The sequence below is a fragment of the Acidaminobacter sp. JC074 genome, from assembly GCF_022496765.1.
In the GTDB taxonomy this organism is placed as follows: domain Bacteria; phylum Bacillota; class Clostridia; order Peptostreptococcales; family Acidaminobacteraceae; genus JABXKX01.
The window spans coordinates 130,975-154,875 of record NZ_VANV01000003.1; the positions used below are offsets into that span (position 1 = coordinate 130,975).

General features: G+C 34.8%; 25 protein-coding genes and 1 tRNA gene. 15 read left to right on the forward strand and 11 right to left on the reverse strand.

Annotated features, from left to right (window positions below; genetic code table 11):
* Positions 1-130: 130 nt before the first annotated feature.
* The 4 genes from EZV73_RS04105 to EZV73_RS04120 form a co-directional block, all read right to left on the reverse strand.
* Positions 131-1,663: an S-layer homology domain-containing protein gene (locus EZV73_RS04105; RefSeq protein ID WP_240838539.1), complete on the reverse strand. Its 1,533-nt coding sequence runs from the start codon at positions 1,661-1,663 to the stop codon at positions 131-133.
* 174 nt (positions 1,664-1,837) lie between these two features.
* A tRNA-Sec gene (locus EZV73_RS04110) sits at positions 1,838-1,934 on the reverse strand.
* Between the two features lie 213 nt (positions 1,935-2,147).
* Positions 2,148-3,341 (reverse strand): S41 family peptidase, encoded by a 1,194-nt coding sequence (locus EZV73_RS04115; RefSeq protein ID WP_240838542.1) that lies wholly within the window; start codon positions 3,339-3,341, stop codon positions 2,148-2,150.
* Between the two features lie 109 nt (positions 3,342-3,450).
* Entirely contained in the window at positions 3,451-4,077 is a 627-nt protein-coding gene (locus tag EZV73_RS04120) for a 50S ribosomal protein L25 (RefSeq protein ID WP_240838543.1), read from the reverse strand.
* 151 nt (positions 4,078-4,228) lie between these two features.
* Here EZV73_RS04120 and EZV73_RS04125 point away from each other — a divergent pair, with 151 nt between their 5' ends.
* Genes EZV73_RS04125 through EZV73_RS04135 form a run of 3 tightly spaced genes read left to right on the forward strand, consistent with a single transcriptional unit; the run spans position 4,229 to position 7,210 of the window.
* Positions 4,229-4,597 (forward strand): GntR family transcriptional regulator, encoded by a 369-nt coding sequence (locus EZV73_RS04125; RefSeq protein WP_240838545.1) that lies wholly within the window; start codon positions 4,229-4,231, stop codon positions 4,595-4,597.
* The gene (locus EZV73_RS04130) at positions 4,594-5,493 is read left to right on the forward strand and encodes an ABC transporter ATP-binding protein (RefSeq protein WP_240838547.1); all 900 of its coding nucleotides are present in this window, start codon (positions 4,594-4,596) and stop codon (positions 5,491-5,493) included. The genes EZV73_RS04125 and EZV73_RS04130 overlap by 4 nt, the downstream gene beginning before the upstream one ends.
* Positions 5,468-7,210: a hypothetical protein gene (locus EZV73_RS04135; protein ID WP_240838549.1), complete on the forward strand. Its 1,743-nt coding sequence runs from the start codon at positions 5,468-5,470 to the stop codon at positions 7,208-7,210. The genes EZV73_RS04130 and EZV73_RS04135 overlap by 26 nt, the downstream gene beginning before the upstream one ends.
* A gap of 80 nt (positions 7,211-7,290) precedes the next feature.
* Here the strand turns inward: EZV73_RS04135 and EZV73_RS04140 are convergent, their stop codons facing one another.
* On the reverse strand, positions 7,291-9,366 hold the full coding sequence (locus tag EZV73_RS04140) for a UvrD-helicase domain-containing protein (RefSeq protein ID WP_240838550.1): 2,076 nt from the start codon (positions 9,364-9,366) through the stop codon (positions 7,291-7,293).
* Between the two features lie 140 nt (positions 9,367-9,506).
* The gene (locus tag EZV73_RS04145; RefSeq protein ID WP_240838551.1) at positions 9,507-9,935 is read right to left on the reverse strand and encodes a hypothetical protein; all 429 of its coding nucleotides are present in this window, start codon (positions 9,933-9,935) and stop codon (positions 9,507-9,509) included.
* 185 nt (positions 9,936-10,120) lie between these two features.
* Between EZV73_RS04145 and EZV73_RS04150 the strand changes: the two genes are divergently transcribed.
* The 6 genes from EZV73_RS04150 (at position 10,121) to EZV73_RS04175 (ending at position 15,522) form a co-directional block, all read left to right on the forward strand.
* Positions 10,121-10,804 carry a cytochrome c biogenesis CcdA family protein gene (locus tag EZV73_RS04150; RefSeq protein WP_240838552.1) on the forward strand — a complete coding sequence of 228 codons (684 nt, stop codon included), beginning with the start codon at positions 10,121-10,123 and terminating at the stop codon, positions 10,802-10,804.
* An 11-nt stretch (positions 10,805-10,815) separates the two neighbouring features.
* Positions 10,816-11,532 carry a TlpA disulfide reductase family protein gene (locus tag EZV73_RS04155; protein ID WP_240838554.1) on the forward strand — a complete coding sequence of 239 codons (717 nt, stop codon included), beginning with the start codon at positions 10,816-10,818 and terminating at the stop codon, positions 11,530-11,532.
* An 8-nt stretch (positions 11,533-11,540) separates the two neighbouring features.
* On the forward strand, positions 11,541-12,671 hold the full coding sequence (gene msrB, locus EZV73_RS04160) for a peptide-methionine (R)-S-oxide reductase MsrB (protein WP_330636944.1): 1,131 nt from the start codon (positions 11,541-11,543) through the stop codon (positions 12,669-12,671).
* A gap of 8 nt (positions 12,672-12,679) precedes the next feature.
* A complete protein-coding gene (locus EZV73_RS04165) occupies positions 12,680-13,414 on the forward strand; it encodes a response regulator (RefSeq protein WP_240838555.1) in 735 nt (244 codons plus the stop codon).
* Positions 13,407-15,059, forward strand: a complete 1,653-nt coding sequence (locus EZV73_RS04170) for a sensor histidine kinase (RefSeq protein ID WP_240838557.1) — start codon at positions 13,407-13,409, stop codon at positions 15,057-15,059. Before EZV73_RS04165 ends, EZV73_RS04170 begins: the two co-directional genes overlap by 8 nt.
* 97 nt (positions 15,060-15,156) lie before the next feature.
* Entirely contained in the window at positions 15,157-15,522 is a 366-nt protein-coding gene (locus tag EZV73_RS04175) for a RidA family protein (RefSeq protein ID WP_240838560.1), read from the forward strand.
* Between the two features lie 31 nt (positions 15,523-15,553).
* Here EZV73_RS04175 and EZV73_RS04180 read toward each other — a convergent pair whose 3' ends face one another.
* From EZV73_RS04180 to EZV73_RS04195, 4 genes are read right to left on the reverse strand one after another with little or no spacing between them, the layout of a single operon-like run.
* A complete protein-coding gene (locus EZV73_RS04180) occupies positions 15,554-15,775 on the reverse strand; it encodes a hypothetical protein (RefSeq protein WP_240838562.1) in 222 nt (73 codons plus the stop codon).
* Between the two features lie 56 nt (positions 15,776-15,831).
* The gene (locus EZV73_RS04185) at positions 15,832-16,587 is read right to left on the reverse strand and encodes a RimK family alpha-L-glutamate ligase (RefSeq protein ID WP_240838563.1); all 756 of its coding nucleotides are present in this window, start codon (positions 16,585-16,587) and stop codon (positions 15,832-15,834) included.
* Positions 16,584-17,471, reverse strand: coding sequence for a RimK family alpha-L-glutamate ligase (locus EZV73_RS04190; RefSeq protein WP_240838565.1), 888 nt, complete (start codon positions 17,469-17,471; stop codon positions 16,584-16,586). The genes EZV73_RS04185 and EZV73_RS04190 overlap by 4 nt, the downstream gene beginning before the upstream one ends.
* On the reverse strand, positions 17,465-18,316 hold the full coding sequence (locus EZV73_RS04195; protein ID WP_240838568.1) for a RimK family alpha-L-glutamate ligase: 852 nt from the start codon (positions 18,314-18,316) through the stop codon (positions 17,465-17,467). Before EZV73_RS04195 ends, EZV73_RS04190 begins: the two co-directional genes overlap by 7 nt.
* Before the next feature lie 101 nt (positions 18,317-18,417).
* Here EZV73_RS04195 and EZV73_RS04200 point away from each other — a divergent pair, with 101 nt between their 5' ends.
* On the forward strand, positions 18,418-18,768 hold the full coding sequence (locus EZV73_RS04200) for a hypothetical protein (RefSeq protein WP_240838570.1): 351 nt from the start codon (positions 18,418-18,420) through the stop codon (positions 18,766-18,768).
* Positions 18,769-18,780: 12 nt separating this feature from the next.
* On the opposite strand, the gene EZV73_RS04205 is transcribed toward EZV73_RS04200, so the two are convergent.
* Entirely contained in the window at positions 18,781-19,710 is a 930-nt protein-coding gene (locus EZV73_RS04205) for an AEC family transporter (protein WP_240838571.1), read from the reverse strand.
* Between the two features lie 232 nt (positions 19,711-19,942).
* On the opposite strand from EZV73_RS04205, the gene EZV73_RS04210 reads away from it, so the two are divergent.
* The 5 genes from EZV73_RS04210 to EZV73_RS04230 all read left to right on the forward strand — a co-directional run bounded on the left by EZV73_RS04210 (position 19,943) and on the right by EZV73_RS04230 (position 23,797).
* Positions 19,943-20,770 (forward strand): exodeoxyribonuclease III, encoded by an 828-nt coding sequence (locus tag EZV73_RS04210; RefSeq protein ID WP_240838572.1) that lies wholly within the window; start codon positions 19,943-19,945, stop codon positions 20,768-20,770.
* Between the two features lie 104 nt (positions 20,771-20,874).
* Positions 20,875-21,786: an SDR family NAD(P)-dependent oxidoreductase gene (locus EZV73_RS04215; protein WP_240838574.1), complete on the forward strand. Its 912-nt coding sequence runs from the start codon at positions 20,875-20,877 to the stop codon at positions 21,784-21,786.
* Positions 21,787-21,853: 67 nt separating this feature from the next.
* The gene (locus EZV73_RS04220; RefSeq protein WP_240838575.1) at positions 21,854-22,399 is read left to right on the forward strand and encodes a hypothetical protein; all 546 of its coding nucleotides are present in this window, start codon (positions 21,854-21,856) and stop codon (positions 22,397-22,399) included.
* 102 nt (positions 22,400-22,501) lie between these two features.
* Positions 22,502-22,930 (forward strand): VOC family protein, encoded by a 429-nt coding sequence (locus EZV73_RS04225; RefSeq protein WP_240838576.1) that lies wholly within the window; start codon positions 22,502-22,504, stop codon positions 22,928-22,930.
* Between the two features lie 21 nt (positions 22,931-22,951).
* Positions 22,952-23,797 carry a hypothetical protein gene (locus tag EZV73_RS04230; protein ID WP_240838578.1) on the forward strand — a complete coding sequence of 282 codons (846 nt, stop codon included), beginning with the start codon at positions 22,952-22,954 and terminating at the stop codon, positions 23,795-23,797.
* The last annotated feature ends 104 nt before the right edge of the window (positions 23,798-23,901 follow it).

The window sequence follows — 23,901 nt, forward strand, 5'->3', positions numbered from 1 at the left end:
AATGCTATTACATATATACCCTAAATTAGAGAATCAACTCATATGAAGAGTCATACTGTGAAAATGACCGCTTCTGAGCACTTTGTTTACAAAAAAGCAGCCAAAAGTGAGCATATTGATTAAAGCTTATTCAGTCTAAGTCAAAGAACTCAAGCGCGTACTCAAAGCTTGTTTCTTGGCCAGAATGTGTATAGAGACCACTGACTTCAACTTTGTAGATTTCACCACTCTTATATGTTTGTCCGTTCATGAGCGGTCTGAAAATAATACAATAAGGAATTGCATAGTAGTTGGTTTCTACATTGAAGTATTGGCCTAATTTATCGGTATCATCCCATCCGAGTTGCCAGACCGTGTTGTCATTAACTCTTGTCAGTGTAACACTTATTTCTGAAGTCTTTGAACGATCATACTGTGCTGGGTTTAGAATAATTGACCAAGGTGTATCAGTAGATACAAACTCAGTAGGGAAGGCTATTTCATTTGGCCATAGCACATAGTCATAATCTCTTTCAACAGTCGTCAGATTTCTAAAAACTTTCATGGTAGAAAAATAACGCCAAGATTCTACGCCCTTTACATGTCCAAAACCAACTTCATTTAACTTCGGCAGTAAAAACCATCTTCTGTGTCCAACTCTATCGATATTTGACTCGTCAGCGTCTTCCATAAGATATCTTATAGCTTGAGAAAGATTTCTAGAACCCATGGCTAGATTGCTTGAAGAAGTCGCATCATAAGCTAATTGATAGAAATCATTGTCCATATCAGCGGGCTGGTCTGGTGTATGAGAAAAACCAGCGACTGCATTTAAAAGAGCACCATGTTGGGCTGCAGTGTTAGCTGTTTCAGACACGTAAATATCGTCACTTAGTCCAGATAATATTCTTACATATTTAAGAGTGTTTAAGGCATCTTGAATAAATAAGTCCTCTAGACTTCCGGCAACATAAGGCGCAACAATACTAGGCTGAATCACAAATCGATTACCTTCATAAGTTGGCTTGAGTATAGTCCATTTATGTTTAAGATAAGCTACTCTTTGGTCGAAGTCTGTTTTGTCTGTCAGTACAGGCAGGGTAATTCTATCTGGTTCTAAGAGTTTGTTGAGAACAACAGCAGCCTGTGCACGTGTGGCATTACCGTTTAAAGAGAATGTACCATCAGGATAACCACCAATGATGCCTGTTGTAAAGACTCTTAAAGAAATATCTTGCCAATAAGAATCCATATCATTAAAGTCAACAATCATACCAGCATAGTCTAGATAGTTGTCAGGTACGTCTAGATTACTGGCCCTTAAAATGATACGACTCATTTCACCTCTTGTAATATCTCTTTGATAGTTATCGAACTCACCTTCTAAGACATAACCAAGATCAAGAGATTTTTGAATAAAACCGTCTGACCATCTTTTCTTATCCATGATCACTTCATCTTCACCGACAACCTTAATAGTAATTGTAATAAATTCTTCTACAGATATGTTAGCATTAGGCCTATAGGTGTCATCAGGAAAACCACTTACATAACCTTGGCTTTTTAACTGGATAACATCATAGGAAAACCAGTCCTCATCTGAAACATCAATAAAGTCATTAAAGCCATAAGAAACAGTCGTCATTAAACATAGACATATTAATAGCATTGCTATTTTTTTCATAAAATCACCTCATTTTATGAATACCCATACATAAGTCCTTACTATCAGTATATTGCTTATGTTTATCATGTATAAGAAGATTGATTTATCTAAAGCCTCAGATAGTACATTTTATTGTAAAGTTAAACTCAATCAAAAAAAGAAAAATGACCCTAGTAAACTAGAGTCATTTAATGGCGGGAATGCGTGGGAATCGAACCCACCTAACGGGCTCCTAACCCGCCAAGCTGGTTTTGAAGACCAGAGGACACACCAGCGCCCATCCACTCCCAAATACAATTGAAATTCTAATTGAATTATCAATACAAAAACAAGTTAGTTTCTTGTTTTGCTTGGTTACTGAACTATTATATAAATTTATATATGTAATGTCAAGTAAAGCATGTTTTCATTCAATCGAAAAAATCTATGGTTCTTATAGAAAACCACTCAGTCTTTCCTTTGGTATTTAATTCTACTAAAAAAGATGATCGCTTTGATCATCTTAATTTTGTATCTTGTTCATGATATACTCATAAGCATTTTCTGATTGGTCCAGTAGGACATCAGGTGTTGTACCAAACTCCTCGCTGTTTCTACCGTTTGACGAGATACCATAGTGAGTAGAGTACTTTACAAGAATACCTGTATGAGGTAGCGGTACAAGAATCGGATCAAATCCAATACCATCACCACCAGTGTTGTGTCCAATCAGGGTTGCAAAGTCCGTTACTTTACAGAAGTCAATAAACTCCTCAGAAGCAGAGTAATTGTTTGGACCTACTAGTACATAAATATTGCCCATAAATCCTTCTGAGATTGGCTTGTACTGATGATTAATCGGTACAATATGCGACAGCTTAGTTATGTCATCTAAGTTAATTTCAGTGAAGTTTTCCATATCCATTGAAGAGATGGGTTGGCTATTACTTGAATCTAGCTTAGAGCTGATGAAATCTCTTGTATAATCATTTTCTTTATAAAGAATATAGTTCTCATATTCATAAGACTTAGTTGAAAGTGGTTCAATGATATTTAATCTAGCATAGTCACTTGAGCCACCTGAGTTATTTCGAATATCAAATATCAGATTGTCATACTCTTTGATTTCTTCATAGAAACTCAATAAAGCATCGTGATCGTCTGCAATATACTCAGAACCAAATGATTCAATATTCAAATAGGCTGTACTGTAGTTATCGTATTTGATAAGGGTAATATTACCTTCAGATACTTGATTGTCACTTTCTGGTGCATCTTCTATATAGTCATCATAGAATGACATGGTTGCCTGGTTGTTAAGCGTTCTATACCATTTAGAGTCTTCAGGATAGCTTGAATAGTAATGATTAAAATCTTCTTTTAAAACAAGTCCCATATGGCCATTGTTATTAAATTCTTCAGTGAACTGAATCATAAAATCATAAAACTCATCTTGAGATTCTACACATTCTACACGTTTTCTATATTGCTTGATGATTCTATTTATATCTATATCTTGTCTTTGGATCATACCGATGTAAGGGTAGGTTTCATAGACCATTTTTGTTAAATATTCAAAGTCCTCAACAAAGGAGATTGTTTCACTAGGAAGTTCCTGTATAACTACTTGGGAAGGCTGTTTAGAACCTGTACCTTGAGTTGTACTTTGACATCCTATTAATGATAATGCAAGTAATGCTATAATGATTCTTTTCATAAATTTCCTTTCATTTCAGACTTAGTATAGCAAAGAATGATTACAAAAGATATTAAAAAGTTATTAACATAAGATGAAGATGTTAACAATTGTTAACATCTTCAAGGGTTTATTCTTCTTCGCCAACTTCAGGAACTTCCTCAGCTGGTGTAACTTCTAAATCAGGTTCTTGCTCTAAGTGAACCTTAGATTCTGAAATTGTAAATAGTAGTGTATCTGGTTGATCAAGAATTTCATATGCATCACTCTTAAGTGTTTCTACATCTGCAACCGTAACGGTTGTATCTGTAGTGGCATTGGCTAAATCAACCTCTACATATTCAATTAAATCTTTTGGTAATACCTGAACTTCAATTTCATGATGTAACTCTTGGAAGATAAATCCTGCAGGTACTTGATCTTTATTTAAGTAATGAACAGGTACTTTAACTTTGATTTTTTCACCTTTAGCTAGAGCTTGGAACTCTACATGATAGGTGAGGTTCTTTAGTGAGTTATATTGTACATCTTTTAAGAGTACAAAAGACTTCTTGCCATCTATTTCTAAGTCTAAACTAGCACCAATACCATGCCTTTTGTAGAACTTGTCAAAGTCATGCTCATCAATCTTGATATGTACATTATCAATGTGATGACCATAGAGCACACCAGGTATGAAATGAGCTTTTCTAACTTGTTTAACAGGGTTTTTACCGACTTCGTTTCTTACACTTGCTTTTAAAACTTCATTTGACATAATTATAACCTCCCTTATATTTGTTTCTTTTATATCCAAAAAAACACAAAATATTCATAAAGAATGAAGATTCTTGACAAAAACTGTATTAGACAATATAATACAGTTATTAAAGTGTACTATACTTACTAATACAGTTGGGAGTGGTAATGTGATACAGCTTAACGAAAAAAGTAAGATACCAATTTATCAACAAGTATACGATGGCTTATTAGATTTGATTGTTCTCAAGGTCTTAGACGAAGAAGAAAAACTTCCGTCAGTAAGAGAATTAGCACTTATGTTAGAAATCAATCCTAATACCATTCAAAAGGCTTATAAGGCCCTTGAAGCAGACGGTTATATATTATCAGTCAAAGGAAAGGGTAACTTTGTTGCTAGGTATCAAGAAATTATTAGTGTTTACGAAAATAGCACCGTTGAGAAGTTAAGACAGGTTTTAAAAGAGTTGATGGTAATGGGACTTACCAAAGATGAGATTTTAAAGCATGTGACGAGTGCTTTGGAGGGGTTAGAATGATAAAGGTAATTGATTTAAAAAAGAGTTTTGAAACTCATCATGTCCTGAATGGCATTCAAATGAACGTTGAAAAAGGCAAGATCTATGGTTTGGTTGGTTCTAATGGTTGTGGCAAAACAACTGTTTTAAAACATATTATGGGTATCTATAAGCCAGATGAGGGACAAATACTTTATGAAAATGTGTTTATAGAAAAAACAGACTATCTCGAAAATGTATACTATGTGCAGGATGATTTGTTTTTTCCAATGAACTATTCATTGGATGATTTATTTTCATATGAAAAGATGATGTATCCAAATATGAGTGATGAGAAATATAAGAAACTTGTAGATTTCTTTAAGATAGATCATGGTAAAAAACTGAGAATGCTCAGTAAAGGTCAGAAAAAACAAGCTGCGTTTATTTTGGCTGTTGCTTCGATGACAGAGACGATTTTACTAGATGAAATAGTAGATGGTTTAGATGCTGTTGTAAGAAAGAAGTTTTGGAAAGTTATTTTAGCGGAAGTAATGGACAGAGACTTAACCATTGTGATTTCTTCACATGCACTTACAGAACTTGATAATATATGTGATACAGTTGGTATCTTACACGAAGGCAAAATTGTAAGAGAAGACAATATAGATAAATTAAAAGAAGAGACCAAGCGTATTCAATTCGCCCTTAAAGATCCATTTATAGATGAACCTTCTAATGACTATCAAATTATTAAAACATCTTTAATCGGTAAAGTATATTTTGTGACGGTTAAAGGCGATGTAGAAAGTTTCAGACAAGATTTATATGGCAAACATGATGTACTTATTTATGAGGAGCTTAGCATGAATCTTGAGGAAATATTCGTTACTGAGTTAGGAGGTCTGGGTTATGGAACAGAAGAGTATAATGTCTAAAAGAACCAAAGAGCTTTTGATTCAAAGTATAAAAGAAAAGAAACAATGGGCACTTTTAACATTGGTAGTATTAGTCGTTACAGTGATTGTACTGCCCCTTATGATGGAACATGATATATCAGAAGAGTTTATTGCACTTGGCATATTTGAAATCTTTGTGGTTATGTTTGTAAACTTACTCATCGATTTTAATTATCTTCATGATTCAAGAAAATTTGGCTATTACTTATCAAAACCATTTGGTGCTGTTAATAAGATGCATACTGTTATGTTGTCCAACAGTATCTTTGCCCTAATTTTCTTGGGTGGCTTATTTATCATATCGGCTATAGGCGGTCTTGAGTTGATGGAACTCTTTTTAGTACCTATTGCATGGCTAGCCTACCTGGTATTTATAACTGCCTTAGCCAGTCATATATCAGGTAATACCATCATAGCAGGTTTGGTGACGATTTTCATATATGGTCTACCAGTTCTTATACTAGGTGTTATCTACTATGCCGTATCTTTTGTGAGTGATTTAGCTGTTGGCTTTAATGTTAACATCATTATGGAGTTTGTTTTAAATAACATATATAAGCTGGATGTATTGTATCTCATTAAGTACGTTGACGATTTTTCTATAGGTTACTTTGTGGTTGTGTTCTTGGTCTTGCTTATAGTTTACAGCTTAACCAGATGGATCATACAGCACAGAAAAAATGAGCGTATTGGTGAGTTTATTATGTTTAGAGGATTTAAGTACTTCGTAGCTGTCATTATGTCAGTTATGGTACCATTTATCTTCTCTAATATGCTTAATAGTAACGAAACATTGGTTATGGTTTTATCATTTGTTATTTTAGGTGTACTGACTTATTATGTTGCTCTAGTGATACTTGATAAATCATTTAAGATTAAGAAAATGGCCATTAAAGTACTTCTTATATTTATGTCAATTTTCCTAGCTATCGTCTTGATATCTGGACTTGTTGTGACAAGTGTTCAAGGTAACACCCCTGATATTGATAAAATAAAAGGTATATATGTTTCGACTTCTGGTTCAGTTTATTTACCGAATGCAGAAAATGAGTATGTAGATGTTTCGAGACTAGACTATGAAGATATAATAAAACATGATCTACCTATTTATACATCAAGAGAAGCCAAGCAGACTATTATAGACCTCCATAAGGCCATTGTTGATGATTCTTCATTTAATAGGTATATGGATATAAACATCATCTACTATATGGAAAGCGGCGCAAAAACAAGTCGATACTTCTCTTTAGAATATAGAGGAGAATCCTATAATGCTGAAATTCTAAAATCCATTAAGGCCTTGATGAAAACTGATGAGAATAAGATCATCAGGTTCCCTTTATTCTATGATCCAGCTTATAGAAGTCACTTTAGAGATTTAGATGCCAATATTTATGGCGGTGATTTAGATCTGGAGTTAACATCGAGACAAACAGATGAGTTGATTCAGATGATGCGAAAAGACTTAGACCTTTACATTGGTCAATATGACGATGATATTTATTCTATTGGTTATAACAATTCATATGTATCTTTCCCATATGTTGAGATTTCTCAGGAGACCAAGGGCTACAGAGATTATCTAAGTGTTCAGTTTGTTAATAACAAGACACGTTTTCAAAATTATGATATTCCTGAATACTTTGAGCATACAAGACTTTATGTACAAAAGCTTATAGATGATGGTAATAATTAAAATAATCCCAGCAGATTTCTGCTGGGATTTGCTTATTTGTATGAAAACTTGATTTCATAAGTAAGTAATGTGCAGACTTCTTATTCTATAAATACCAAGTCATGTTTAGCTCGAGTGGCTGCTGTATAGGCAAACTGCTTGTGAAGGGGATGGTCCTTCTTTTTATTTAGATAAATAACCGCATCAAACTCAAGACCTTTGGCAAAGTATACTGGTAAGATGATGCGTTTATGATGAAGGCTTTTGTCGTAACCTGTCATGGCATAAACATCTTTTAGCTTTCTTGAGAGTTTTCTGGCTTCTGAAGATGTATGAACAATAATAGCCGTTGTTGCATGATGATCAAGTCGATCTAGTGCAGCTTGAAGGTCTCTTATCAAATTCTTTGACTCAATAAACTCTGGCTGACTGCCTTGTCTTGAAAAAGCCTTAACTTCATCTTCAATAAATTGACCAGCAAAATCTGTGATGGATGTTGTTGATCTATAGCAGGTTTGAAGCGACAAATGTTTAACATGGCTAGGATCAAAGATTCTTTCTAACTGCATTTCATAATGCTTTTCCTTATGATGATGAAGGGTCTGATTCATATCTCCTAAAATGGTGAAATGACTCCCTGGGAAAAGGGCTTTAATGACCCTTAATTGAACAGGGTTATAATCTTGTGATTCATCTATAACAACATATTTGAAATGCTTGTAGTCGTTTACAGGGTGAATCCAAGTTTTATAAAGTAGGATACCATGTTGGTCCTCATAGTTGTTGTTTCTTATAAAGAAATCATCTGGAATCTCAAAATCTACAAGTGAACGAAGGACTTGTTTGTTTTCAAACATTTTTTCATAAATGTTTCTAGCTTTAAGATTGAGTGATTTGTTTAACCTAGACTTAAAAGCTCTATTATAGAGGGTCATTTTTCTCTGAATGGCCTCTTCTTTATGGAGAGGATAATTGTTCAGTTTTAAGACAATGTCTTTTACTTTTCCTTTTACATGCTTTTGCATGTAGCTTTGATGTGAGTATGACTTGTCCTTCAATTGATTGATGCCCACACTTAAAGGTGTTTTCATAAAGTGTCTAAGATACCATGACTTAATGGTCTGTCTGGTCACAATGGTATCATTATGATAATAAATGTCTTCATATTCATGGATATGAGTTAGGTAGTATCTAAACCATGTTTCTAGTAAGACATAATAGTTTTCTGTGTTTTTAAAGTGTGAAATCTTATTTCTCATGACCCTGTCCATATGGTGGCTGTATGTTTCTACGTGGTCGCCAACACATTCTACCAAGAAGTCTTCAAAAGTCTTTTGAGAAACACTTTTTTCACCTAGTTCAGGCAGTACTTCATCGATGTATTCTTTAAAATATTCGTTAGGGGACACGATAAGCATATTAGAAGAGGTATACTTCTTCTGTCCATGATACATTAGATATGCGAGTCTATGCATGGCAATGATGGACTTACCGCTGCCTGGTACGCCTTTTACAAACAAAAGATCAATGTCATCGGTTCTGATGATTTCATTTTGTCTTTCCTGGATGGTTTCAACAACTGAATGAAGCTTCTGGTCACCCTTTGAAGATAAAACTTCTAATAGTTGTGTATCAACAACATTTTCTTTTAGATCAAAGTAGGCTTCAATGGTTTTATTGTCATAATAAAACTGTCTTTTTAAAGAAACGTCACCATAAACCATGCCTTGAGGTGACTCATAAGACAGCCTGCCGTACTTGTTTTCATAATAAAGGCCTGCAATAGGAGACCGCCAGTCATAGACGACAATATCAAGGGTTTCATCATCAAATAGATGTGAGATGCCTATGTAAAGTGATTCTGTATCATAACCGTCTTCTTTGAAATCCAGTCTACCAAAATAAGGTTTGTCTTTCATACGTATCAACTTTTCTACTTTATTAGAAGAGTTTTTAAGACTGGTCTCTTTCTGTTGAAAGCTTTGAAGATATTGACTGAGCTCAGCTCGAACTTGAGGATCTGAATAATCAGTAGAGACTTCCTCCATCATCTCCTTGTTATAGCTTCTTGCGTCATGTCTTAAATAAGAAAGAAAGGCTTCTTCTTTGTTTAAACTCTTGTCAATGACAGTCAAAGTCTTTTGATGATAATCTTGTTCTAGTTTTAGTATATCCATGGCACCTCCTAGGCTAGAAGTATATTATAGAGCATTTGGCTGCAAATGGGTAGTCTTTAATTTTTATTTTGTTTGTGCTATAATTATTACAGAAGCAGAGAGAAATCTCTGCTTTTTCTACGTTAAAAAGAGGCTTCTTATTAAGCCTCTTTCATCATTTTAAACTCTTCTAAAGCATCTTTAAAGTATTTGGCATTGATGACTCTAGAGCTATGGTTATCTGCAAATGTTTCAAACCTATCTAAATGCTGTTCAACAGTATCTACTGATAAGAGGGTCTTTGAGTCAATGATTAGAAACATAGGGGGATGAAGATCGTATTCATAATGATCTAAAAAAGTCTCTAATCGATTGAGTGAATCTTTTGAATCCAAAACAGTCATATAAATGACCAGTTCAGACCTTGTAAGTATTTCATTGATTTCATGACACTTCTCTTTAGAGGTAATGTTTTTTAAGCTGACGACATTGGTTTCAATGTTCTTTGATTCTAATGTATAAATCAACTCAGATAGTTTGCTATCAGCATTCGAATGATTCATGTTTACATTAATAAGTGTAAATAACATTTTGCCACCTCCTTATCATTATTATACAAGTCTTTTTATGGTAATTGTGAGATTTGTATGATTTCTAATTAGAGTTTAATTTTACTCTAATACAATCGTATCAAAACAAAGTTTTTTGAGATTATATTCTATACCTTATTGGTGTAAATAGGGCTATAATGGTATCAAAGAAAGGAAGTGACACAATGTTAGGAGAACAAATTTTTATTTCTACAGTATTTATAGCAGGACTATTATCTTTCTTTGCACCATGTGTATTTCCATTGATGCCAGTATATGTAGGTATATTGACAGACAATGAAAAGGGGGGCAAGTGGAGACCGTATCTTAAAACATTCTTATTTGTAGGTGGTCTATCAACAAGCTTTGTACTTTTGGGATTTGGTGCTGGCGCTTTAGGAAGATTTATAAACGGCAGATGGTTTTCAATAGTAACAGGTTTACTTGTTGTTATATTAGGACTACATCAAATGGGCTTATTCAATCTGAAGTTTTTAAATAAATACAAAACACTTAAAGTTAAAGAAAGTAAAAACGATTTGATCAGTACATATTTATTAGGTTTTACATTTTCATTTGGATGGACGCCATGTGTGGGACCTGTATTGGGTGCAGTATTGGTTGTATCTGCTGATGGTGGACAGGCTTTATATGGTGGATTTCTTATGATGATCTATGCAATAGGTCTAGCAATCCCGTTTTTAGTAATAGCAGCATTATCAAGTGTAATCATAGATAAACTAGAAAAGGTAGATAAATATCTGCCGATCATTAAAAAAGTAGGCGGGGCGTTAATTGTCTTAATGGGGATATTCTTAATGACAGAAAAATTAACAGCTATTACAGTTTGGTTTGAAAACTTATTATAGGAGGAGAAAAAATGAAAAAAATATTAATCGCTATCTTGGTAGTAGCAGTAGTTGGATTAGGTGCTATGTTTGCATTAAATAGCAATGATGATATGGATAAAAGCATGAATGATGATATGACTAAGTCAGAGATGGGTGAGTCTGATCATATGGAAAAAGAAGACGATATGGCATCAGATGATATGGAAAAAGAAGACGATATGGCTATGGAAGATGACATGGACAAAGAAGATGACATGGACAAAGAAGATGACATGGACATAGAAGACGATAAGACTAAAGATGACATGGTTGAAGTCATGAATGAAGGTGAAATGGCTGAAATGTTTGAGCTTATGACACTTGATGGAGACATGGTTAAACTAGCTGACTTAAAAGGTGACAAGGTTTATGTGAAGTTTTGGGCTTCATGGTGCTCGATTTGTGTTTCAGGCTTAGAGGAATTAGATGAACTTTCAGGTATGGAAAGTGACTTTACAGTACTGACTATTATTGCACCTGATTACAATGGTGAACAAAGTTTAGATAAGTTTAAAGCATGGTTTGAAAAAAGAGGCCATGACAATATGACAGTTCTTGTAGATACTGATGGTGAAGTAACTAGAGCATTTGGTGTTAGAGGTTATCCAACATCTGCTTACATTGGTTCAGATGGTGTGTTAGTTAAGACGCTACCAGGTCATATGGGAAATGACAAAATTAAAATGACTTTCCAAGAGATTAAATAGGAGGCATTATGAAAAATATGATGATTGCAGCAGTGGTCATAGGACTATTGGGTATGGTCTTCTATGGCAGTGCTAGACTCAAGCTAAACAATCAAGTGGCAGAAGATATGGAAGTTAAGGTTGTCGATCAGACAGTCAGTGCAGCACTGATGTCTGACCATTTACCTAAGAATCCAAACAACACACTTGAGTTTGATACAGAAAATTTAAAAGACATTTACTTAGCAGGGGGGTGCTTCTGGGGACTTGAAGCATACTTGACAAGAATCCCTGGAGTCTATGATGCAACAGTCGGTTATGCAAATGGTTTGACAGAAAATCCATCTTATGAGGATTTGATTTACAGGAACTCAGGTCATGCAGAGACGGTTCATTTAAGATATGATCCTAAGTTGGTATCTTTAGAGACCGTTATAAATTATTACTTCAAGGTAATTGATCCAACATCTCTAAACAAGCAAGGCAACGATAGAGGTACTCAGTATAGAACTGGTATTTACTTTACAAGCGAAAATGAAGAAAAACTAGTTGAAGCTTTAATTGAAAAAGAGCAAATGGACTATGACGACAAGATAGTTGTTGAAGTGTTACCGCTTGAACACTATTATTTAGCTGAAGAATACCACCAGGATTATCTAGAGAAAAATCCTAATGGCTACTGCCATATCGATATCAATGAAGTCACAGAAGGTGTATCTAATTATGTTAAACCTTCAGATAGTGAACTTAGAGATATGTTAACAGATCTTCAATATGATGTGACTCAAAATGGTGGTACTGAAAGACCATTTGAAAATGAGTATTGGGACAATAAAGAAAAAGGTATCTATGTAGATATCGTGACAGGCGAACCTTTATTTTCTTCAATAGATAAATACGATTCTGGTACAGGATGGCCAAGTTTTACACGACCAATAGAAGAATCTGTTATAATGGAAGTAGTAGATAAAAAATTTGGTATGAATCGAACAGAAGTGAAGAGTTTAAGTGGCGACAGTCATCTAGGCCATGTCTTTAATGATGGTCCTGTAGATCAGGGTGGTTTAAGATACTGTATCAACTCAGCATCACTCAAATTTATACCTTATGAAGATATGGAAGCTATGGGTTATGGCCACCTAATGTATTTATTTGAATAGAGGATTTTATGTTAAAACTGTTGATAGTAGATGATGAACCACTAATTAGACGAGGGATTAAATCTCTCGTCGACTTTGATTTATTAAATATCAAGGAAGTAAGAGAAGCAAAAAACGGACAAGAAGCATTGGAGATCTTTAAAGACTTTAAACCTCACTTAGTGCTTGCAGACATCAATATGCCTAAAATGGATGGTTTGACCTTTACGGAACATGCCAAGGCAATATCGCCTGATGTTAAGATTGCTTTGGTAACAGGTTATGATTATTTTGATTATGCTGTGCAAGCTCTTAAGTTAGGTGTAGATGATTATGTTTTAAAACCAATATCTAAAAAAGATATTGAAGAAGTCCTTAAAAAGCTTATAGCAAAACTTGAAGTTAAAAACACAGAAGAGATTGTTGGTAAGTTTGAAGAAGAAAATGAAATTGCAGCTTTTTTAAATGATCACCAGTTTGAAATGGATTTTTCACTCAAGAAGTTAAGTGATCTGATGGGTTATTCAAGTAATCATTTAAGCACACTCTTTAAAAAGAAGTATGGCGTTACATTTCAAGATTATCTTTTGCAGGTAAGAATAGATAAAGCCAAAAGATTGATACTGACCACTTCTTTAAAAAACTATGAAATTGCTGAAATGGTAGGTTTTTCTGATGTAAATTATTTTGGTACCCGTTTTAAGAAGATTGTCGGTATGTCTCCTAAGCAATATAAGGATCAGGTGAGAAAAGGTCATGACTAGATTTTTTAAGCAAATAAAAGTTCAAATGACAGCCTATTATCTACTGGTATCTTTATTGATGATTTTGATTATGTCTGGTGTATTTTTCTTTTCTACATCACAGTTAATCTTATCTGATACTTTTGACCAGACTACTTATGCAGTAGAAAAGTCCAGTCAGGATTTAATGAGTTATATTTCAAGAATGAAAACAACAGCTGTCTATATCAGTGAAAATGAATCAGTACTTGACTATCTATCTGGTCAAACCCATCATGCAGGTGAGGTGATAGACCAAGCCTTAAACACTGAACCATCGATTCTTTCTATAGTGATTGTTGGTAAAGAAGGCAAGGTTTTGTCAAATGAAAAGAATCTAGGCATGGCAGTATCTGATGATATGATGAAGGAGTCTTGGTACATAAGTGCCATTGACAATCAAAAAATGCCTGCACTTTCATCCGCTCGCCAACAAGATTTTACCATGGACAAAGATACCTGGGTTATATCACTCAGTCAGGAAATTTTAGATCCTGATGGTAAGAACTTAGGTGTTTTGCTTCTGGATTTAAAATACAATGTTATAGAAGAGTATTTGGATCATTTACCTCTTGGCGAGGAAGGTTTTGCCTTTATTATGGATGACAGTGGACAAGTGGTTTACCATCAAGATCCATCCTATTTTACTGATGAAAAAAAGAAGGCGGAGTTAAAGAACTTACTTACTTTAGAATCGGGTGTTGTCGAAAAGAGATTGGTTCACCAGGTCTCAATTGAAGGGACCCACTGGACACTGGTCGGTGTATCATCTCTAGACCGTTTAAATGTTTTAAGTCGACAGATTATTGAAGTGCTTATTTTTGTAGGTATCATAGCGCTTTTATTCATCATTGGTGGTTCTTATATGATTGCCAATAGGATTACAAGTCCAATTAAGCAATTGCAAAATGCTATGGCTAAATTAGAAACCTTTACACTTGAAAAAGCTTCCTATGAAGTAGAAGATTTATCTTCTTCTTACCATAAGATGTTGGATGAGATAGAATCGCTTCTGAAGGAAATAAAATCCAATGAACAGTATTTAAGAGAATATGAACTCAATGCGCTTCATAGTCAAATCAATCCCCATTTTCTTTACAATACATTAGATACCATTGTATGGATGGCTGAGTTTAATGACAGTGAAAAGGTTATAGAAGTAACAAAAGCCTTGTCTCAGTTCTTTAGGATTTCTTTATCCAAAGGGCAGGAGCTTATTAATCTTGAAAGTGAAATAGACCATGTAAGACAGTACCTCTTTATACAGAAGATGAGATATGAAGATGAACTGAATTATAGCTTAGAACTCCAAGATGACTTAGAAGACTTTAAGATTCCTAAGATCGTTTTACAGCCTTTAGTGGAGAACGCTATCTATCACGGCATTAAAGAAAAAGCTGATGAAGGCCATATCGACATCAAGTGTTATAAGACAGATCAAGTATATATTGTTATAAAAGACGATGGTGTTGGTTTTGATTCTAAAAAAGGTAATCTAAAACTAGGTGGTGTCGGCCTTGAAAATGTTAAGAAGCGTATTAAACTCGTGTACCCAGATTCAGACTTTATTGTAGATTCGAAGAAAAATGTTGGTACTGAGATAACAATTGTAATTCCATATAAATAGTATTTAACCAGTCAAGAGGCTGGTTATTTTTCTTGACGAATTAGAACGTATGTTCTATACTTGTATAAAGAGATAAAAAGATAAATAAGGAGGATTCATGTCAAATATAATTAGAAAAGATGTCAATCAGGACTGGGCACATGCTGGAGTGATTGAAGCTGGCAATATGGTTTTTGTAGGTTACTGTGTCGGCAATACCGGACAATCTATAGAAAATCAAATAGAAGGTGCTTTTGATCATTTAGAAGAGAGACTTGAATTGGTCGGTCTGACATTAGAATCGGTGGTACAAATGGACTGTCTATTTAGGGATATTTGGCATATTCCATTGATGGAAGAAGTCATCAAAGAACGCTTTAATGGCAAATATCCAGTGAGGAAATCTATTCAAACAGAGTTTGCTCATGCAGGAGGACCAAATGGACTTTTATTTCAATTAGACGCCATCGCATTTAAAGGTTAAAAATATCCCTATCTCATGATAGGGATTAGCTTTAATCGTAATTTTCGTATTTGTAACGGTTGTATTCAGTAGAACCGTCATTGTACTTTATTTCACTAGGATCACCAAGTAGGGCAATAACCAGTAAAGCCCAAAAACCGAATATTAAGCCAGCTATAAACCAACCGCCACTGGATCGGTGTTTGTTTCTTGCCACTGTAGAACATGCCGATGCAATAACCAGTGATACAACTATACCCACAATAAAACCCATATTAACCTCCTAATACTTAACTCAATTATAAGCACAATAGGAAATTATTTCAAGTTTTATGATTTTACTTTTAACTTGTCTGCAATTAGCCTTATATAATCTTTGACGATGTTTTTATCTGTAAGGTTATAAAGCATCTTTGCACCTACTGGATCTTCAATTTCATTTAAGACAAGTTTGTCATCCTTGAATAAGAAATCAATCCCTCCATAGAAAATCGGAAGTCTATCCAGTACTTTGTAGACAATTTCAGTTTCCTCTTGTGACAGTGTATAGAGTTCAGCCTTTCCTCCAAGAGAATAGTTGGACTTGAAGTTGTCCTCACATCTTCTTAATACTGCTTCATAGATTTGATTGTCTAGTATGTAAACTCTTAAATCCTTACCAGGTGTCGCCATTTCCTGAGCGACATAGTCATCAGAAAAGTTACTTTTTTCCTTTACTAAATGAACGTCATCCCCACCATGACCATACCTCGATTTGATAATAATCGGGTATATGGTGTTAGAACTTACGAGCCAAGTTTTCATCATGGGTACGATACCTTTAAATGTTTGATAAGTCAGCCACTTATCATTGGCAACTTTGGTCACCTCTGGGTCATTAAAGTGGATGCAGTCGTATTTCACGCTAAGCTCATAAAACCTAGACCTGTTAATTATAAAGTCAGGGGTTTTATCTGGTAATGAATTCTGTGTAACAAGATACAGGTCAAGACCTTGAGCTTTAGCCTCATCAATAAGCCAATTGATAAAGTTTCTATTGGTTGACCTGTCCACATCTTTTTGGTCGTAGATAAGATAACCTCTCATGACATGTCCCTTATGATATACTCTATGATGTCTTTTGACACATCTATGCCTGTACATTCATAGATGCTCTTAAAGTGCGGGTTACCGTTTATCTCACAAAGAACGGGACCCTTGTCTCCGAATAGTAGGTCCACACCTGAAAAGTCTAAGTTGAGCAGTTGACTGCATTTGATAGCAAGTGCTTCTTCTTCAGGAGTAGGTGTATAGGCTTTTGCTTTACCACCATTGGTAATATTGGCTCTAAAGTCACTCTCAGAAACTCTCATCATAGAAGTTATAACTTTATCACCTACAACATTAAGTCTAATGTCTTTACCGTGACTGCTTTTAATATATTCTTGAAAAAGATGCGGTTTGTTACCAATCGACTTAACTGTTTCTAAGAGCTCTAATCTATCATTTACCATGTATACTTGAGCGCCGAATGAACCATACGCTTCTTTGATGATCATAGGAAAACCAAGCATTTCAATGATCTGATCATAGATGGTAAACTCAGTGATTTGACAGTTAGAAAAGACCATAGGTGCAATCACTGTTTTAGGAACACTGATACCGTGACCTGCAAGAAACTTTGTCATTAAGACCTTATTGTCACAGGCATGAATCCCTTCTGCATGGTTGTAAACTTTGATATTCATCAGCTCAAAGTGTCTAGCGAGAGGGATATCCTTGTCCCAAGAAATCACAAAATCAGGTAGTGTCGTTTCTGACATATGTTTGAGTTGTGGAACTGATTCATTGTCGAAGTAGAAGAGGATATCACTGTTCTTTACAGGTATCATCTCAATATCATAATCTTTTGCTGTATTTTGTAACCACTCTACCAGTTCATAGATCTTATCTGATTTTAGGTTACCGTTGTATATGATCCATCCTAACATGATTGTCTCCTTAAATAATCCATCATTGCATAAGGTATGTTAAACTTTGAAGTTAGACCGACAGTCCTAAAGCCTGGTACGCCATTGACTTCACATACAGTATAACCATTCTCCGTAAAAAGAATGTCTACACCTGAAAAGTCTAAACCTAAAGCTTTTGTTGAATCAATGGCCAGTTTTTTGACGATTTCATCAGGCTCATAGTTTTCAGCATAACCACCTTGGGAGAAGTTTGATTTAAAGCCGGAATGAGACTTTCTTAAAACGGAAGTGACTGCCTCGTCTCCAATTACATGAACTCTGATATCTTTACCAAAGGAAGCTTTTATGTATTCTTGAAAGATTGGATGATCACATTCATCTACAGCCTGATAAAACTCTTTTTCATCATTGATTAAATAAACATGCTCACCCTTAGCACCGTATATGTCTTTGATGATGAAAGGTAGCTTCAAGATTTTTTCAATGTCCTCAAAAGTGACTGGATGTTCCGAAAATAACGTTCTTGGAGAAGGGATGCCATGTTTGGAAAGCTCTTGATGTGTTGTCCATTTATCATGACAGTTTCTCATAGCCTGACTAGAATTAAAGACTGGTAGACCTGCAAGTTCTAGTTGTTTTAAAAGGTGGAGGTCATAACATCTTGTTAAGACAAGGTCAGGATAATCTTGTAACTCCCCCTTGTAGTAAATATTAAGTTTATCAGAGGCTTCTATAATAATATCTTCAGCAAATAAAACCTCTGCATCAAAACCACAAGCATTTGCTTCATCAACCATCCATGAGATGGCATTATTTTTATTTGGATTCAAAACAACTTTTGAATAAATTATCCACAATTTCATTTTAACTCCTTGTATATGTTTGAGTTGATTTTCTCTGGGTATTTGTGTTATGAGCATACCATTTTTAGAAGAAAATTAATAGACTGAAAGGAGGAATTTTAATGGCAGATAGTTTCATTCAAGTGAGTGAACCTATAGACTACAAAGCACATCAACATTTGTTTATTCATAAAAACCAACATAAAATGTTTTGTCTTTTAAAGGGCAAGTTGAAAATGATAAATGGAGAGAAAGTATTGTCTGGCGGTGACGCCTTTGGTTTAGAGCATATTTTAAATCTAGAGCCAATTGAGGAAGATTTTGAAGTCTTAGAAGATGCAACAATCATAGCGATAGAAACAATGATGATGCATGAACCTAAGATTATGAACGGTATCATCAACAACATTGTTGACTATATTAGAGAAGTGAGAGAAAAACTCCTAAAAGGAACCACATCATGCAGGCCATGATGTGGCTATTTTTTAGTATAGATACCCTAGTACAGATAAACCGATGATATAAGTTATAAGAGAAAACGCTGTGGTCATTATAACGATGTTTGCAGCAAGGGCTGCATTGTTGTTCATGGCTTTTGCCATTATAAATGAACTGATGGCAGAAGGTGATCCGAATAACATAAAAATGGTTACTGTTTCCACATAGTCAAAACCTAGTAGATAAGCTCCGCTCGTTGCGATAAGTGGAAAGACCACTATTTTCAAAAGGACAGCTAAATAAGTTGGTACTGAAGAGCTAAGTTCTTTAAAGTTTAGATAAGAACCGATACCAATCAAACCAAGTGGTGTACCAACAGCGCCTAACATAGAAAGTGTTGATTTGATGCTGTTATGGATAGGCAGTTTTAGAATAGAAGCCACTAAACCAAAGACTATAGCCAATATTAATGGGTTCTTGGCAATTTTAACAAAGGCATCCTTGTACTTGTTTGCACCTTCTGATTTGTTAAGAACAATGATGGCTAGAATATTGAAAACGGGTATGACCATAACCATTGAAACGGCTAGAGGCTCTGTTGCCTCAGCGCCGAACATGCTCATTAAGATGGCGCCACCAATTAAGATGTAATTACTCCTAAATGCACCTTGGACAAAAGCGCCTTCAATGCTTTTGAAGTAAGCCTTTGAAACGAAAACAGAAATGACAAACATGATGGCGATGACAATAAACATGTATAGTACCAGTTTCATGTTGTCTGGATGAAAGAGCTTAGAAAACTCTGACTGGCTGACTTTTAGAAAGAGTAGTGAAGGCAGTGCAATGGTAAAGACGATTTTCATAGCCTTAGTTACAAAGTCTTCATCTATGATTTGCTTTGACTTTAAGAAATAGCCTAAGTAGATAATAATAAAAATAGGAATAACCACTTCAACTGCTGATAATATATGTGTCATAATAAGCCTCCTAAAGCTATTATATGTTGTAAGAGATACTTAGGCAATGCCATTTTTTTGTTGTTAGTATTAGAAGAAGATACCATTAACTACTAAAACGGTATAAAATATATAATTTAACTAAAATCTTTGTTGATTCATTTCATTTTGGGTATAAAATGCATTATAATATAGGGGAACACTGGCGTGTTTATTATTAAAGATGATGAAGTTTACATAAAGGAGGACGAAATTGAGATTTATTTCATGGAATATAGATTCATTAAATGCAGCCTTAACAAGTGATTCAAATAGAGCTGTTATGACAAGAAAGGTGATTGAAACCATCTTAGAAAAAGATCCGGATGTTATTGCTCTACAAGAAACCAAGTTACCTTCTAAGGGACCAAGTAAAAAACATATAACACTTTTAGGTGAGTTTTTTAAGGGTTACTCTTATGAATGGCGTTCATCTCAGGAACCTGCTAGAAAAGGTTATGCAGGTACTATGTTCTTATACAAGGACAAGTTTACACCTGAGGTCTCTTATCCTGAAATCGGTGCACCGGATACAATGGATTTAGAAGGTAGAATCATGACACTTGATTTTGGTGATTTCTATTTGACACAAGTATATACACCAAATGCGGGTGATGGTTTAAAGAGATTAGAAGACAGACAGGTATGGGATATTAAATATGCTGACTACCTTGCGACTTTAGACAAAGAAAAACCAGTACTGGCAACAGGAGATTACAATGTAGCCCATAAAGAAATCGACTTGGCAAATCCTCAGTCCAATCATCGTTCAGCTGGTTTTACTGATGAGGAAAGAGAAGGTTTTACGAACTTGCTTTCTAAAGGTTTTACGGATACCTTTAGACATCTTCATGGTGATGTGACTGGCATGTACTCGTGGTGGGCACAAAGAGTAAAGACAAGTAAGATTAATAACACTGGCTGGAGAATTGATTACTGGCTAGTCAGTGATAGGGTAGCCGATAAGGTGACGAAGTCTGAAATGGTTGATTCAGGTGAAAGACAAGATCATACGCCGACTATACTAGAAATTGATTTATAGTTATTAAGATACTTTGCATGTGCAAGGTATCTTTTTTAATATATACAGAGATAGTGGGTATAAAAGTAAGAGAAATGATATGAATGATATGATAGGAGGCTTCGATGAGGGTTTTAATCACTGGTGGTACCAATGGTATGGGGAAAGGACTGGCAAGAGCTTTGGCATCTGATAAAGGAAGTCACGAAATAATCATACTGTGTCGCTCTAAAGAACGTGGTTTATCGACTATTGAAGAGCTAGAAGTTCTAGGACATAACCACAAGATTTCTTTTGTTGAGTGTGATTTGATGAAACTTAAAGATGTGAAAAGAGCAGTTAACAAGATTAAGGCGACCTATGACTACCTAGATGCTGTATTCATCAATGCAGGCGTTGGTTATGCACCTAAACGCCTAGTATCTGAAGATGGTATGATGGCACATTTTCAAGTGAATTATCTATCTCAGTTTATATTGACTCTGAATGTGCTGGACTTGCTTGAGGAGTCAAAAGCAGGTGGACGGATTGTTTTTAATGCGACTAGGACTGGAAAAATAAACTGGGATGACCTTCAATTAGACCATAAATGGTCTTATGAGGAAGGCATTCATCAATCTATGGTTGCCAAAAGAATGTTTCTTAATAAATTAGATAAAATCTATAATCAAAGAGAGAAAAAGGTATCTTTTATAGGCTTTGAGATTTCAAAAATAGTATGGACCAATCAGATCAATATCATACCGTTTTATATGAAAGTCATGTCTAGAATTATGAAACTGTTTGGTTCTTTTATTTCCATAGATACATGTGGTTCTATTTTACTACCGCTCTTTATTGAAGAATGGGAAGCTTCACTTAAACGGTCTGGTTCATTTATAACATGGAAAAAAGGTCAGTTCGAAAAGCTTGAAGAAGAAGATTTTGTTCTAGATGATGTCAATCAAAACCGCCTTTGGGATATCAGTTTAGATTTAAGTAAGGATGAAGTGACGAGACAAGTGTCTCAAAGGCTTCATGACTTAGACCAAGCTTAATACTATGTTAATGTATGATTTTCTTATTATGTAGTAGTATTTAATTAGACTATATAATGGAGGCGACATGAAAAGAAAACATTTGATCATATTTGCAGTATTCCTTTTAATATTTAGCGTCGCGATTCTTTCTTATGCCTTTTATGAAGAGGAAGATCATACACCCAAACAAGCGAAATTGAATGCCTTTATACCAGATAAGGAAATCATAGAAGCTCTCGGTATTAAAGGTGATGAAACAAATACAGATACACAAACAATAGAAACGACCATAGATTTCAATGTTAGAAGAGATAAAATATCAGGACAGGGTTATTTTACACTTTATGGTTCTAAAGTGTATGTAGATGCCAGTGGTGAATACAGAACTTATGCATTAGAAGGCTTTGTTGATTTTTATAGCGGAAGATTAAAAGGAGTGATGGATATCAATGGTCATAAATGGGATATTGTTTTGAACTACTCTGACTACGATGGTCACATCAAGTATGTTATAGGTGTTCAATCTAAAGAAGATACTGAACTGTTTTCTGCCTTTAAGTTTAATAACTACAGTTTTGAACCAGGACTTTTAGAAGGCTATAAGTTGAAAAGCAATCATCAGAAGAAATGAGTTTGATGTTTACAGAAATTTTAGACTATAAAATTATGTAATGGGTCATTTGTCTTAAAGGTTTGGTGACTTGTATGGTATATTCTATTGGAGGAGGCTTATATGAAACAATCAATTGTACACATTGCCTTAGTTGTAGATGATTACGATGAAGCGATAGAGTTTTACACAAGAAAGCTAAAGTTTGAACTGATAGAAGATACTTATCAACCGGAGCAAGATAAGAGATGGGTGGTTGTTGCACCACCAGGTGCTAAGGGAACATCTATACTACTTGCAAGAGCATCTAAGCAAGAACAGGAGAAGTTTGTTGGCAATCAAGCTGGTGGAAGAGTCTTTCTTTTCTTAAACACAGATGACTTCTGGAGAGATTACAATAGAATGATAGAAGAAGGCATTGAGTTTGTCAGACCACCAAAAGAGGCTGATTATGGGATCGTTGCAGTTTTTAAAGATTTGTACGGCAACTTATGGGATCTCTTAGAACTTAATGAAGATACACCTATAATCAAGCATCTGAGTAGCTTTTAAGGCACTTAATGGAGAAATATTATGAAGATTATTAACACTTTTGAAGGCATTTTAAGTCTGGCTGATGAATACAAACATTTAGATTGTGACTATATTGAAATATGGGATAAGTACATGTCTGAGTATCCTAGATTAAGAGATTTGTGTTATCAGGATATGCTTGAGTTTAATCAAATGGACTATGTTCATCGAGATGCTGACTATGCATTAACAAGTGGTTTAGATAAGGTTAAACAGGCAAGTGAGAATTTTAATAAGGTCTCTTTTCTTATTAAAGATCGCTTTAATGAGTTTTGCCCATATGGTGATCAAATAAATCTCTATTTCTATATGGGGCTGTCTAATGCTGCAGGTTGGGCAACAGAAATTGATGATGTTGGTACCATATTAATTGGTGCGGAAAAAGTTGTGTCACTAGATTGGCATGGGTACAGTCAGATGAAAAATTTGATTGCTCACGAATTAGCTCATGAAGCCCATCGATTATTCCGCGGTGAAAGTATTGACCAGACATTTGACCAACCAGATATGGCTTCAATATGGCAGATTTATATAGAGGGTTTTGGACAAAGGGCTCAGCAACTGATTTCTGATGATTCAAACTATCATCAGGATGATGGTAAATGGCTAGAATTTTGTCAGTCAAATGAGGAAAGATTAAGAAGTCTGTATTACGAGTTAACTATCAACAATAAGTCTACACAAGATTTCTTTGGAGACTGGTGCAAGATAGAAGGGTATAGTGACATAGGTTATTATCTGGGTTCAAAGTGGGTTGACAGATTACATGAGACCTATTCGTTTGAGGAAATCGCAAGATTTGACTATGATAAGATCAAACAAGAGTTCATTAGATTTTTTTCTTAAATATAAAATGAGTATGTTTTAGGTATATCATAATTATTTATGAAAATGACTTGATATGACTTTAACTTTTGTGATACAATGCTATACAGTTATGTGAGGGATAT